We start from the raw sequence: 12,801 nt of genomic DNA, 5'->3' as shown, positions 1-12,801 counted from the left end.
CGCTCGCACTCTCGAATGCCACGCTGAATCGTTCGCAGCTCATGCGTGAAGCGACCATGCGACCCCGACAATCAACGATCGTGCCTTGCGCGATCAATCAGGAGACAACGATGGGAATCTTCAAGATGGTGACCGCCGGTGCAGTGGGCTACGTGGCTTACAAGGCATGGCAGCGTCGTCAGAACGAGTCCGGTGAAGTAGCCGGCCCGAAGAACAACGATCGCGATATTCAACCGCAGACGCTGAGCGCGCCGGCCAATGCGGGCAGCACGCCGCCGCATGGCGACCCGTTGCGTGATGCCGCTGCAATCTCCGGCGATCGCAAGCAGGCGCTTGGTGCGCTGGTGGTCTTCAACGAGCAGGAGCGCACGCTGGCGCAGTTGGCAGTCGTCAAGGGACTTGGTGGCGAGACCTTGCAGTTCGCGCGCAAGATGGACGAGGCCCACAGTGCGGCGCTCACCGATCTCAGCCGGTTTGCACCGGATCGCAGCGGCACGCTGGCGCAGGCTGCAACCACCCGCGCTGACGGCACCCGCAAGCGTCTGGAAGGCTTGAACGGCAAGGAGTTCGAAACGCAGTACCTGCAGGCCAGCGTGACCAGCCATGAGCAGGCGTTGACGTTGCTGGATGCGCAGCTGGCCAGCGAGCCGGGTTCGAGCGATCTGGGCAAGGAATTGCAGCGTGCACGCGAGACCATCGCCCAGCATCTGGAGCATGCCAAGTCGCTGCGCGCCAAGTCGAGCCAGCCGCACTGATCAGGCAGAGATGTTGATCAGCACCGCGTGATGCGCGGTGCGATGCAGGCAACAGGCAGCTTCGGCTGCCTGTTGTCGTTGTGGGCATGCGTGGGGCGTGTCTACTCGATCTGCTGCACACCTGCAGCATGCTCGGCCGGTACCGGGCGATCGCATCGCAAGGCCGTCTTCATGACGCATCAGGCGCAGCCTGTTCGAATCCCGCCGCCTGGCGCTGCCACAGGCCATCGAACACACCACCGTGACCACGCAGCTGTGCCGGGTTGCCGTCCTCGACCACGCGGCCTTCCTGCAGCACCACGATGCGATCGAAGCCGATCACCGTGGACAGGCGATGCGCCACCGCCAGTACCGTGCGGTCGCGCATCAGGTGATCCAGCGCGGCCTGGATTTCCGCTTCCGATTCGGTGTCCAGTGCCGAGGTGGCTTCGTCCAGGATCAGGATCGGCGGGTCCTTCAGGAACGCGCGTGCGATGCCCAGACGCTGGCGTTGACCAGCGGAGAGCATGACCCCGCGTTCGCCGACCTGGGTGTCGTAGCCCTGCGGCAGCTGCCGGATGAAGCCATCGCAGAATGCGTGCCGCACAGCGTCCTGCACTTCCGCATCGCTGGCCTCCGGGCGGCCGTAGCGGATGTTGTCGGCAATGCTGCGATTGAACAGCGCGGTTTCCTGCAGAACCACCCCAATCTTTTCGCGCAGGCTGTCCTGGCTGAGGCTGCGGATGTCCTGGCCATCGATCAGCACGCGTCCGGATTGCACATCGTCCAGGCGCTGGATCAGCGCGATCAAGGTGGACTTGCCGGCACCGGAGGGCCCGACGATGCCGACCTTCTGGCCGGCAGGGATGTGCAGGTTCAATCCATCCAGCACCGCCGCCCGATCCGGATAGGCAAAGCGCACCTCTTCGAACCGCACATCGCCCTGGGCCAGGGCCAGCGGTGCGTCCGCACCGACGATGGCATGTGGCTGCAGGATGATCTGCAGCGTGTCGGCGAGGGCGCCCAACTGCTGGGTGGTGTCCACCAGCGTCAGCGCCAGGTCGCGCGAGCCGTGCAGGATGCGGAACGTCAGCGCGCTGACCAGCACCACGTCGCCCGCGCTCACCGTGCCGGCGCGCCACATGCTGATCGTCCAGATCAGCATGCCGCCGGCCATCACCGACAGGCAGATGTCGTGGATCACGCGGGCCTTTTCCACGTACATCCAGCTACGGCGATGGGCGACCGCCTCGTCGCCGATCTGCTCGGCAAGCCGCGCGCTTTCACGGTCGCGCGCCGCAAACGCCTTGATCGTCCACACAGTGGACACCGCATCCACCAGCTCGCCGCCCACGCGCGCGGCCTGCCGCCTCGCTAAGCAAGCGAGGCGGGCTTTACGCGCAGCTGCAGCGCTGGACGGCGTTACAGCGTGACCGCGCCACCGGCAATGGTGAGTAATGTGCCCGAGGTGTAGCTGGCGGTATCTGCTGCCAGCATCACGTACGCCGATGCCAGCTCCACCGGTTGCCCGGGGCGACCCATCGGCGTCTGGCCGCCGAAGTTTTCCACCGACTCCTCATCCATGCCGGCCGGAATGAACGGCGTCCAGATCGGACCCGGCAGCACCGCGTTGACGCGGATGTGCCTGTCGGCCAGCACGCCTGCCAGGCCAATCGTCAGGTTGGCCAGCGCACCCTTGGTGGCGGCATACGGCAGGATGTTCGGCGTCGGCTTCTTGGACTGCACCGAGGCGGTATTGATGATGGAGCCGCCGTCCTTCATCAGCGGTACCGACAGCTGCACCAGGTGGAACACGGCATGCACGTTGGTGTCGAAGGTCTTGCGCCATTCGTCCAGCGTGATGTCTTCGAAGTTCTCAAAATATTTCTGATAGCCGGCGTTGTTGACCAAGATATCCAGGCCGCCGAACGTGCTGTTGACCTGTTCGATCAACGCAGCCGCCTGGGCCGGGTCGCTGATGTCGCAGCCCACCAGCAAGGCCTTGACGCCGGCCTTTTCGATCAATGCGCCGATTCTGGCGGCGTCTTCCTGCTCGTCGGGAAGATAGGCGATCGCCACGTCGGCACCCTCGCGTGCATAAGCGATCGCCACGGCCGCACCGATGCCGCTGTCGCCGCCGGTGATCAGGGCACGCTTGCCGGTGAGCTGCCCATGACCGACATAACTGTCTTCGCCGTGATCCGGGCGTGGGTCCATCTTCTCGGTACGCCCAGGAAAGTTCTGCTGCTGCGGTTTGAATGGCGGGCGCGGGTAATTGGGTACGGGCATTTCAGTCTCCTGGCGGTGTGACGCATCACGATGAACCGCAGTGTGCGTGCGCAGACGTAAACGGGCGGGCTAGGCGATGTCGGCGGCGTGTGTGTTGACGATGTCGCCGCCTGTGCATGTGGCGATTGCTTCACGCCATCGCGCAGCTTTGTTCACTGCTGTGCAATGCACGCCGGCCTAGCGTGGGCTCACGACCACAAACGCAGGAGAACGACGATGGGCAGTGAACCGAAAAAGCCATGGGGTCCGGACGACGACCAGCAAAAGCCGTTTACGCCGCAGGAACAGCGCAACGAGGATGTCGAGTGGAAGGTGCACGACATGCCCGACGAAGACCGCGATGTGAACAAGGCCGACCCCGAGCACGATTACGAGCGACCGGACGGCTCCGAGAAGCGCTGAGTCGCGCTGGACGCTGCAGTTCCGGCGTTCGCGATGCAGGCGCACGCAACTCTGCCGTCGTGTCACAGCGCCGGCCTTGGCAGCTCCATGCATGTTTTCTCCACGGCCGGTGCGTAGGCTATTGGCAACACAGCGCATCCGACGGCTCGCGGCCGGGCGTGCACAAGGCATCCACCGGCAATGATCCACGTCGGCGCGAGCCGACAGTCCAGCAGGCGCGTCGTAGCGCAGGCCAAGCGAGCTGATCCGTCAGTTCAGTCCAACGGTACCCGTGTCCGGGTTGCCCTCCATCTCCCGCAAACCTTGCGCTCCTTGGCGTTTCGCCCAAGACGACGCGCTGACCGACCCCGACCATGACGCTTGGCACTGGCGTAATCCAGCGCCGCCATGCGTACTTCGGTCGACCATTTACGGCGAGCTCGACTTGGGGGGAAGCGGGCGCCATACGGCCGGATGGCCGTGACACGGATGTGCCATCTCGTGGTGACGTACAGGCGCGTTTTTCGCGCAGCCGTCACAATTCTCAACTGAACATGTATTAGTCATTGCGGACAGAAGCGCCCATGGACCGTCTTTCCTGCGCCATCATCGACGACGACGTGGAGTTCTGCGATCAGGTGGTTGAGTTAGCCACCGATAGCGGCTTCCGTGCCAAGGGCATCCACACCCTTGGCGAAGCCAGCCGTTGGCTGGACAGCAACTTCCCCGACCTGTTGGTGGTGGACGTTGGTCTGCCCGACGGTAGCGGTTTCGATCTCATCGAACGGCTCGACCCGGATCACACGCCGCAGATTGTGGTGGTTTCGGGCGATTACGCCTACGAAACCCAGGGCCGCGCGCAGCAGTTCGGCGTCAGTGAGTTCCTCACCAAGCCGTTTGCGCCCGAGCGGCTGGAGCGCGTGCTCGGCGGCCTGCGCGACGCGCAGCAGGGCAATCTGGGCATCATCGGCAACAGCGACAGCATCGTGCTGCTGCGCAAGGACATCCTGCGCGTGGCGCCGACCGATCTGAATGTGCTGGTGACCGGCGAGACCGGCACAGGCAAGGATCTGGTCGCGCGCGCGATCCACCGGGTCTCCGGCCGGCGTGGTCGCTTCGTGCCGGTCAACTGCGGTGCCATTCCCGAGGAGCTGCTCGCCAGCCAGTTGTTCGGCCACGAGCGCGGCAGCTTCACCGGTGCCGATCGTCGGCACGCCGGCTTCCTGGAGCAGGCCGCCGATGGCACGCTGTTCCTGGATGAGATCGGCGAGATGCCGACCCGCCTGCAGGTCTACCTGCTGCGCGCGATCGAGTCGCGCAGCTTCATGCGCGTGGGAGGCAGCGAGGAGATCCCGCTGGACGCGCGCGTGGTCGCGGCAACCCACCAGCATGTGCAACGCGAGCACGGCGTGCTGCGCGAGGATCTGTTCTACCGGCTCAACGAGTACCCGATCCAGGTGCCGCCGCTGCGCGAGCGTCGTGGCGATGCGCGGCTGCTGGGCCTGCGCGTGATCGATGAGCTCAACGTCAAGTACGGCACCCGCAAGCTGCCGACCAAGTCGTTGCTACGCTATCTGGCGTACCACACCTGGCCGGGCAACGTGCGCGAGCTGCGCTCGTTCATCCGCTATCTGTACCTGCGCGCGGACGGCGATCTGCTGAGCGCGCCGGATGTGGTGCAGACCGTGCCGCAGGCCGACGAAGACGGCTTGCTGATTCCGGCGGGATGGACCATGCGCCAGGCCGAGGACGCCATGATCGAGGCAGCGCTGGCGCGCACGCGTTTCAACAAGAAGGCAGCGGCGCGCGAGTTGGGGATCAGTGTGCGCACCCTGCACAACCGGCTCAGCGACAAGGACGCGTAGTGGGCGATGCATCCCAGGGGCGGCGGCGCGAGCTGCTGCATCAGTTGCGCAACCGCCTCAACGTGATGGGCTTTGCGTTGTATGCGTTACGCAACGAGACCTCCAAGCCCATGGAGACCCTGCGCACTACCCATCAGTCGGCGGTGGAGTTGCTCAATCAACTGGGCGAAGAAGAGCGCGCCCTGCGCCAGGACGATGCGATGTCCACCGACAGCACCGATCAGTAATGCTCGGCAGGCTGGGTCTGGTTGCTGAGCAGGGCGGTGATGGTGCGCGGGTTGTAGGGCTTCATGCAGTACGACAGGTGCGCAAAGCGCGGCGGTAGCGTGTAGCGGTCGTAGCCGGAGCAGAACGAGAACGGCACGCCACGCTCCAGCAGCGCATCGGCGACCGGAAACACCGGTTGGCCACGCACGTTGACGTCGAGCAAAGCGCCGTCGATGGTCTGGCCGGAGGCCACCAGCGACAATGCCTCCGGCACATTGCCCACCGGCCCGAGTACATAGACGCCGGCTTCCACTAACAGATCGTTGAGCGATTCGGCCAGCAGATAGTCGTCCTCGACCACGAGGATGCGACGGCCGTTGAGTGGATTGTCCTGCATGGCGAGCTCCTGGAGCGGTGGCGCTGTCTGGCGACGCGCAAGCCATAGTGCGCGTCGCGTCGGTTAACGCCGCGCGTAAGCAGGCGCTTCCAGAACCGGTCGTGCAAGGCAGCTGTACCGCTCAGACCCCGCGTAGCAGTAGAGGCGGGTTTGCGCCATCATTGACGATTGCGCCTCACACCCGACGCGATCGATGCGATGACTGACGACGACACTTCCTGCGACGACACCGCAGCGCCCCCCGTGCACGACGCCGTGGCGCCACCGCCGTTATTCGTTCTCGGTGTCGGCGCCGATGGCCTGGATGCCACCCGCCTGGCCGAGCTGCTCGACGCGGTCGCCGGGGCGCCCAATCTGGTCATCATGCTGTTGCTGCGCGATCGCCACTTGCTGGACGAGCCGCGCCTGCGCGAGTTGCTCGGCCCGCAATCCAGCCTGCTGCTGGCGCCGGAGGACGGCGATGCGCTGCATCCCGGGCGCATTTACCTACCGCCCAGCCAGACCCTGGTGACCCTGGAAGAAGGCCGGCTGCGGCTGCGCCCGTTGGAGGAAGCCAGCGATCACGGCTTGATCGACAGTTTCTTCGTTTCGATGGCGCACGATCAGGACGGCAACGTGATCGGCCTGATCATGGGCCGCTTCGATGGCGACGGCACCCTGGGCACCGCCGCGATCAAGGAATGTGGCGGTCTGGCGCTGGCGGTGGACGACCCGTCGTTACATGGCATGGATCTGCGCAGTTCCGGCAACCCGGCCGCCATCAGCGACGACATCCTGCCGCTGCCGCGCGTGGCCGCACGCATCGCCGCGCATATGCAACGCCACCATCGCTTCGGTCATCCGGCACCGGTGGGCGTGCGCAACGGCAGCGAGAACGATCAGCTCAGCCAGGTCGCCAGCATCCTGCGCAATGCCACCGGCCATGATTTCCACGGCTACAAGCGCGCCACGTTCCTGCGCCGCGTGCAGCGACGCATGCAGGTGGTGCAGGTGGACACGCTGGAACAGTATCTGGAGCAGCTGCGCAGCCGCTTCGACGAACCGCTGCTGCTGTTCAACGATCTGCTGATCGGCGTCACCCAGTTCTTCCGCGACCGCCGCGAGTTCGAATTTCTGGAGCAGCAGGTGATTCCGCGCCTGTTCCAGGGCAAGCAGCCGGGCGATCACCTGCGGGTGTGGGTGCTGGGTTGCTCCACCGGCGAAGAGGCCTATTCGTTGGCGATGCTGTTGCGCGAGCATGCGCAGACGCTGGACGTGGCGCCGCGCATCCAGATCTTCGCCAGCGACATCGACGGGCGGGCGTTGGCCATCGCACGGGTGGGGCGTTATTCGTCCAGCATCGTCGCCGACGTGGGGCCGGAGCGCCTGCAGCGCTGGTTCGTCAAGGAGGGCGATACCTATGTGGTGAGCAAGCAGCTGCGCGAGCTGTGCGTGTTCTCGCAGCACAGCATCGTCAAGGACCCGCCGTTCTCGCGGCTGGATCTGGTGTCGTGCCGCAATCTGCTGATCTACCTGGACGCCGAGCTGCAGAACCGGGTGATCCCGGTGTTTCACTTCGCCCTCAAGCCCGGCGGCTATCTGTTCCTGGGCAACGCCGAAAACGTCTCGCGGCATGCCAAGTTGTTCGCACCGGTGGAGCGCAGCTTCCGCGTGTTCCAGAAGATCGATGCCGACAGCCGCATGCATGCGACCTTCCCGTCGTCTTCGCTGGGACTGGACGGCCATGCACCGGCGGCCAACCGCCAGCAGCACAGCGTCAGCAATGCACTGGTGCGCGCCGGCGAGCGCATCGCCGATCGCTATGCCCCGGCCTATGCGGTGCTGGACGAGCATTTCGACGTGCTGCATTTCTCTTCCCAGGCCGGGCGTTTCATTCGTCCCGGCGGCGGCGCACCCAGCCTCAACCTGCTCAACCTGGTTCACCGCGACCTGCGGCTGGAGTTGCGCAGCGCGCTCAGCCGTGCCGAAGCGGACATGACGCCGGTGCAGGCCAGGGGCATCCAGATGCACGAGGACGCGGCGACCCTGGCGGTGGACCTGTTCGTGGAGCCGACCTCCGATTCGGACGTGCCGCGCGGCTATGTGGTGTTGTTCCAGGAAGTGGAAGCGCGTGAACTGGCCGAGCTGGCGCCGCCCAAAGATACGGTGTCCGACAATGCGCACGTGCAGGCGCTGGAGAACGAGCTGCGTATGACCCGCGAGCGTCTGCAGTCGATGATCGAGGAGCTGGAAAGCACCAACGAGGAGCTCAAGTCCTCCAACGAGGAGTACCAGTCGCTCAACGAAGAACTGCAGAGCGCCAACGAAGAGCTGGAAACCTCCAAGGAAGAGCTGCAGTCGGTCAACGAGGAGGTCACCACGGTCAACGGTGAGCTGGCCCACCGCGTGCAGGAACTCGCGCATGCCAACAGCGACCTGAAGAACCTGCTGGAAAGCACCCAGATCGCCACCGTGTTCCTGGACAACGAGCTGCGCGTCACCAACTTCACTCCCGCGGTCACCGACATCCTGCCGCTGGTGGAAAGTGACATCCACCGGCCGATCAGCAACATCAAGCTGCACGTGGCCTACGATGAACTGCAGGACGATGTGCGCCGGGTGATCCGCACGCTGGCGGTGCTGGACCGCGAGGTGGAAAACCCCGCCACGCGCGCGCGCTACATGGTGCGCGTACTGCCGTACCGCACCGTCAACAATTTCATCGGCGGTGCGGTGTTGACCTTCATGGACGTCACCCCGCTGACGCGCGCCGAGCGCGCGTTGCGCAGCAGCGAGCAGCGGCTGCGCACCTTGATGGAAGGCATTCCGCAACTGGTGTGGCGCTCGCTCGATGGCGGCCGCTGGACTTGGTCCAGCCCGCAATGGTCCAGCTACACCGGCCAGCGCGATGGCGAGAGCCTGGAACTGGGCTGGCTGCAGGTGGTGCATCCGGACGAGCGCGAGCTGACCCTGAATGCCTGGCATGACAGTGCGCGTACCGGCGGGCTGGATGTGGAACACCGCCTGTTCAACGCAGCCGAAGACGGCTACCGCTGGTTCCATACGCGCAGCGCGCCGGTGCTGGACGAGCGCGGCCAGGTGCTGGAATGGCTGGGAACCTCGACCGAATCGGACAATTTGCGCCGCCTGCAGGACGAACAGCGCGTGCTGGTCAGCGAATTGCAGCACCGCACCCGCAACCTGATCACCGTGGTGCAGTCGGTTGCCAAGCAGACCGTCCAGACCAGCCACAGCATGCCGGAATTCGCCGGCAGGTTCGACGACCGGCTCTCTGCGTTGTCGCGTGTGCAAGGACTGTTGTCGCAGTCGGACAACGAGCCCACCACCATCGGTGCGCTGCTGCGCATGGAGCTGGATGCGCTCGGCGCCGAGCCCGACCAACAGCGCATCGTGGTGGAAGGCCCGGATGTGGCGCTTCGCAAGTCCACGGTGCAGACGCTGGCGCTGGCGCTGCACGAACTGGCAACCAATGCGCTCAAGTACGGGGCGCTGGCGGTGGAGACCGGCACGCTGTCGGTGCGCTGGGACGTGGTGTCCACCAACGACGCCTCTGCGCGTCTGGTGCTGTCGTGGATCGAGGAAGGTGCCAGCCAGCAGCGGCGCGACGACCGCGACCAGGCGGGCGGATTCGGCCGCCGTCTGATCGAAAAGGCGCTGCCGTACAGCCATGGCGCACAGACGCGTTACGAGCTCAGCGATACACGCCTGGAATGCGAGATCCAGTTGCCGTTGACCTCGCTGCACGAGCGCTAGAGACCTGCACGCGCGCGTGCAGTCCGTGCGCACTCCGGCAGGCGCGGCCATGCCGATGTGCAAAATGCTGCGCATCCCGACGCGCCCCTCACGGAAATTCCTGCGCGTGCGTGCACATGTTGCGACGGATTCGCACCTCGCAACGATGCCGATGCCACGGCCGTCATGCAGGACCATTGCGGTGCATCAGTGCGCGGCATCCCTAAAACTTGGCGCGTATTGTGCGTAGCTCCTGCTGTCATCCAGATGCACAGTGGAGTAAACATGATTACGCGCATTCTTCAGTTGTCGGGCCGCGTTGCGAGCAATGCCTGGGTCGAGATCGGTGTCGGTGCCGATGCCGACATTCTGGTTGCCGACCGTGGCGGCAAGCGCGAGGAGCGTGCAACCTTCGGTCGACGTGCTCCGGGACAGCAGCGCTCGATCAATACCCAGGAGCCGGAGTGGCTGGGGCGCGTGGACCTCGCCATCTGGGAAACCCAGCGCTGCCTGATCCCGCTGTGTGGCTTTGTCTGCGCCGCATCGGCTGATGGCGCCACGTCGGCGACCTGGCTGAGTCAGGACGGTGGCGCGCTGTACGCCGCGGGCCTGCGCAATGTCATGGATATCGGTGGCCGCCTGCAGATGGGGTTCTCGTTGCTGGTCGCTTCCTCGACCAGCCTGCCGACACAACGCCCGTTATGCGTCGAAGGCGATGCCACGCAATGGCTACAGGTCAGTGGCGAGGAGGCCATGCGTCATCTGCTGCCATGGCGGTTGGAACGCTGCACCACCGCAGCAGGCGTGCGTCCGGAGTGGGCCAGCGAAGCGCATGCCCAGCAGGCCGCGCCGGTGTGAGAGGCGCGGGCACGCAGTGATACCAAGAGGCCCGTCGGGCCTCTTTTCTTTTCAGTCCTCCGGTAACCCTTACGCATTCGTCGACGTCTTGTATCGACCCACCCGTGTTGCATGGGCGTCGCAAATCACGCGCCGACGTTGTCGCGATAACCACCGCAAGACGACCAACTGCATGCAGCCCGCTGTCCACAGTAGGTTACGCATTAAAAAGCCCGGGTCGCGAACGACCCGGGCCAGTCTCGGCAACTGCTAGCGCTGAAGATCAGCGTTGGATGTCGCCGGTGGTGGAGCCGGCGCCCGGGCCTGCGCCCAGGTCTGCACCGGTCACCCGATCCAGCTCCGGATTGGACAGAAGGCGCAGCGACATCGCATCCAGTGCCTCGGTCTGGGTCGCATCCAGCGCAACCGTGGCCGAACCATCGCCACCGTCGACTGCGGACTGCAGCTCACGGTCTGCCACCACGTCCCACTGCTCGCCGGCATTCCACGGGCCAATCGTGTCGCCTTCGCCCTGCGACATGTTGTAGTAGATGTCGGTAAAGCGTGGGTCGCCCGGCAGCTTGCCCGGCGGGAAGTTCGGTTCGATGGAGTACAACGCTTTCTCGAACGACTTCTGATGCGCCACTTCGCGCGTCATCAGGAAGCGCAGCGCATCCACGATGCCCGGATCATCGGTGACGGTGATCAAGCGCTCATAGACCAGCTTGGCGCGTGCTTCGGCAGCGATGTTCGAACGCATGTCCGAGGTCGGGCAACCGATCGAATCGACATAGGCCGAGGTCCACGGCACGCCACTGGAGTTGACCAGGGCCGGGCCCCCGCCGTACAGGATCTGCTGGGTGTGGCTGGTGCTGTTCTGGGTCATGGAGCGCATCTCCATGGCCTCTTCCATGCCCTCGGACAACACGGCCTTGGGGCCCTTGTTGAGCATGGCAATGATCGAGCCGATGATTTCCAGGTGGCTCAGTTCTTCGGTGGCGATATCGAACAACAGATCCTTGCGGCCCGGATCGTCTTCGCCCAATGCCTGGGTGAAGTACCGCATCGCTGCAGCAAGTTCGCCCTGCGGTCCGCCGAACTGCTCGAGCATCAACGTGGCCAGATTCGGATTGGGTTCGGCAACGCGAACGGTGTACATCAGACGCTTGTTATGCATAAACATGGATCGTATTTCCTGGCTGGCGCCCGGCGAGAACTGCAACGCGGCATGCGCGCAGAAACCTGAGGCTGGCTACGGGTGGGGGTTGCCCGCGGGATGCGGACAAACGCAGACGGCAGCGCCGCCCGCGCGATGAATCAGGCCGCTTTGCTGGCCTTGGATGCCTTTTGATTGCCGCCTTGCTCGGCGAGCAGGGTCAGCTTTTCATCGGTGGCCTTTTCTTCTTCCAGCGTCGACAGCAGCAAGCTGACCGCATCGGTGTAGCCCAGCTGCTTTGCAATCGCAGCGATGGTGCCGTACGAGGCGATCTCGTAATGCTCCACCTTCTGTGCGCCGCCGATCAGTGCCGCATCGCGTACCGGACCTTCTTCGATCTCGTCGATCACCTCGCGGCTTTCCTCGACCAGGCCTTCCATCGCGGCACACTTGATGCGCTTGAGCTTGATGCCGAGCAGTTCGACGATCTGGTCGATGCGTTCGATCTGGCCCTGGGTTTCCTCCAGGTGCAGCTTGAACGCTTCCACCAGCTTGGGTTCGGTGGCCGCACGTGCCAGACGCGGCAGCGATTTGGTCAACTGCTTTTCTGCGCTGTAGATGTCCGACAGCTCGTGGACGAAAAGCTCTTCAATTGTCTTGATCGCCATGGGCGGCTCCTTTGGATGGATAGGTGGATAAACAGTGCGGCACACCGTGTGTGCGTATTGCCTTCAATTGCGTGCGAGCCAGTTGCGTCACCACTTCGGCATCGCATTGCCTGGCGTCACGCCAAGCCTGCAATGCAGCGTTGTTGTCGTGCTTGCTCAAGCTGTCTCGCATGGTCGCTACGCTAATCGTCGGCGTGTTAGCGCGATCGGTAGATGCGGTGATGCCGAGGCGATAACGACCTGTGCCGTGAGCGGCGCGGTGATGATGCGCATGCAATCGATTCGCCAGCGCCGAGCCGGGCAGTTGCACTGCAATCGACCGAGGTTGATGCCGGCTCCTCGAGATGCATGCGCACAACGCGCATGACCGCGGCCGTGCATGCGGCATCGGTGCGCCTGTGCCGATGTCGATGCCATTGCGCGGATGTTGATGCGCACGCGCAGCGATTGCACCGGCACCGTGCGGCATGCACTGCCGGGAATGCACGCTGTTGCAGACCGATGCGCTACAACCGATGGCTCGTTCTTGCCCCTG

At 64.5% G+C, this 12,801-nt stretch carries 11 protein-coding genes and 1 pseudogene; 6 read left to right on the top strand and 6 right to left on the bottom strand.

Features of this window, described 5'->3' with window-relative positions:
* The first annotated feature begins 110 nt into the window (after positions 1-110).
* On the top strand, positions 111-755 hold the full coding sequence (locus ABQ039_RS17290; RefSeq protein WP_349778375.1) for a DUF4142 domain-containing protein: 645 nt from the start codon (positions 111-113) through the stop codon (positions 753-755).
* A 169-nt stretch (positions 756-924) separates the two neighbouring features.
* Here ABQ039_RS17290 and ABQ039_RS17285 read toward each other — a convergent pair.
* Positions 925-2,100: pseudogene (locus tag ABQ039_RS17285) on the bottom strand (ABC transporter ATP-binding protein); the annotation flags it as partial.
* A 56-nt stretch (positions 2,101-2,156) separates the two neighbouring features.
* Positions 2,157-3,023, bottom strand: a complete 867-nt coding sequence (locus tag ABQ039_RS17280; protein WP_166770184.1) for an SDR family oxidoreductase — start codon at positions 3,021-3,023, stop codon at positions 2,157-2,159.
* Between the two features lie 216 nt (positions 3,024-3,239).
* Between ABQ039_RS17280 and ABQ039_RS17275 the strand changes: the two genes are divergently transcribed.
* The 3 genes from ABQ039_RS17275 to ABQ039_RS17265 all read left to right on the top strand — a co-directional run bounded on the left by ABQ039_RS17275 (position 3,240) and on the right by ABQ039_RS17265 (position 5,496).
* Complete coding sequence (locus ABQ039_RS17275; protein ID WP_016900925.1) at positions 3,240-3,425, top strand: hypothetical protein; 186 nt, start codon at positions 3,240-3,242, stop codon at positions 3,423-3,425.
* Between the two features lie 563 nt (positions 3,426-3,988).
* The gene (locus ABQ039_RS17270) at positions 3,989-5,269 is read left to right on the top strand and encodes a sigma-54 dependent transcriptional regulator (protein ID WP_046344551.1); all 1,281 of its coding nucleotides are present in this window, start codon (positions 3,989-3,991) and stop codon (positions 5,267-5,269) included.
* Entirely contained in the window at positions 5,269-5,496 is a 228-nt protein-coding gene (locus ABQ039_RS17265; protein ID WP_065032933.1) for a hypothetical protein, read from the top strand. The genes ABQ039_RS17270 and ABQ039_RS17265 overlap by 1 nt, the downstream gene beginning before the upstream one ends.
* Here ABQ039_RS17265 and ABQ039_RS17260 read toward each other — a convergent pair.
* Complete coding sequence (locus ABQ039_RS17260) at positions 5,490-5,873, bottom strand: response regulator (protein WP_024938475.1); 384 nt, start codon at positions 5,871-5,873, stop codon at positions 5,490-5,492. The genes ABQ039_RS17265 and ABQ039_RS17260 overlap by 7 nt on opposite strands.
* 198 nt (positions 5,874-6,071) lie before the next feature.
* Between ABQ039_RS17260 and ABQ039_RS17255 the strand changes: the two genes are divergently transcribed.
* Entirely contained in the window at positions 6,072-9,626 is a 3,555-nt protein-coding gene (locus tag ABQ039_RS17255; RefSeq protein WP_184433339.1) for a CheR family methyltransferase, read from the top strand.
* Between the two features lie 264 nt (positions 9,627-9,890).
* Positions 9,891-10,463, top strand: coding sequence for a hypothetical protein (locus ABQ039_RS17250; protein ID WP_016900920.1), 573 nt, complete (start codon positions 9,891-9,893; stop codon positions 10,461-10,463).
* 262 nt (positions 10,464-10,725) lie between these two features.
* On the opposite strand, the gene ABQ039_RS17245 is transcribed toward ABQ039_RS17250, so the two are convergent.
* From ABQ039_RS17245 to ABQ039_RS17235, 3 genes are all read right to left on the bottom strand, one after another.
* Complete coding sequence (locus ABQ039_RS17245) at positions 10,726-11,625, bottom strand: manganese catalase family protein (RefSeq protein WP_349778374.1); 900 nt, start codon at positions 11,623-11,625, stop codon at positions 10,726-10,728.
* 134 nt (positions 11,626-11,759) lie between these two features.
* The gene (locus ABQ039_RS17240; protein WP_016900918.1) at positions 11,760-12,266 is read right to left on the bottom strand and encodes a ferritin-like domain-containing protein; all 507 of its coding nucleotides are present in this window, start codon (positions 12,264-12,266) and stop codon (positions 11,760-11,762) included.
* Positions 12,247-12,576: a hypothetical protein gene (locus tag ABQ039_RS17235; protein WP_167763632.1), complete on the bottom strand. Its 330-nt coding sequence runs from the start codon at positions 12,574-12,576 to the stop codon at positions 12,247-12,249. The genes ABQ039_RS17240 and ABQ039_RS17235 overlap by 20 nt, the downstream gene beginning before the upstream one ends.
* Positions 12,577-12,801 lie beyond the last annotated feature (225 nt).

The sequence above is a fragment of the Xanthomonas sp. WHRI 6108 genome (genome assembly GCF_040202385.2).
In the GTDB taxonomy this organism is placed as follows: Bacteria; Pseudomonadota; Gammaproteobacteria; order Xanthomonadales; family Xanthomonadaceae; genus Xanthomonas; species Xanthomonas arboricola.
The sequence above is the reverse complement of the archived record's forward strand: the minus strand, read 5'-3'. Positions and strand labels throughout refer to the sequence as shown.

Excerpts from the sequence above, each read along its gene's own strand:
- ABQ039_RS17290 (WP_349778375.1), top strand. The coding sequence starts at position 111 with ATGGGAATCTTCAAGATGGTGACCGCCGGTGCAGTGGGCTACGTGGCT.
- ABQ039_RS17280 (WP_166770184.1), bottom strand. The coding sequence starts at position 3,023 with ATGCCCGTACCCAATTACCCGCGCCCGCCATTCAAACCGCAGCAGCAG.
- ABQ039_RS17275 (WP_016900925.1), top strand. The coding sequence starts at position 3,240 with ATGGGCAGTGAACCGAAAAAGCCATGGGGTCCGGACGACGACCAGCAA.
- ABQ039_RS17270 (WP_046344551.1), top strand. The coding sequence starts at position 3,989 with ATGGACCGTCTTTCCTGCGCCATCATCGACGACGACGTGGAGTTCTGC.
- ABQ039_RS17260 (WP_024938475.1), bottom strand. The coding sequence starts at position 5,873 with ATGCAGGACAATCCACTCAACGGCCGTCGCATCCTCGTGGTCGAGGAC.
- ABQ039_RS17255 (WP_184433339.1), top strand. The coding sequence starts at position 6,072 with ATGACTGACGACGACACTTCCTGCGACGACACCGCAGCGCCCCCCGTG.
- ABQ039_RS17250 (WP_016900920.1), top strand. The coding sequence starts at position 9,891 with ATGATTACGCGCATTCTTCAGTTGTCGGGCCGCGTTGCGAGCAATGCC.
- ABQ039_RS17245 (WP_349778374.1), bottom strand. The coding sequence starts at position 11,625 with ATGTTTATGCATAACAAGCGTCTGATGTACACCGTTCGCGTTGCCGAA.
- ABQ039_RS17240 (WP_016900918.1), bottom strand. The coding sequence starts at position 12,266 with ATGGCGATCAAGACAATTGAAGAGCTTTTCGTCCACGAGCTGTCGGAC.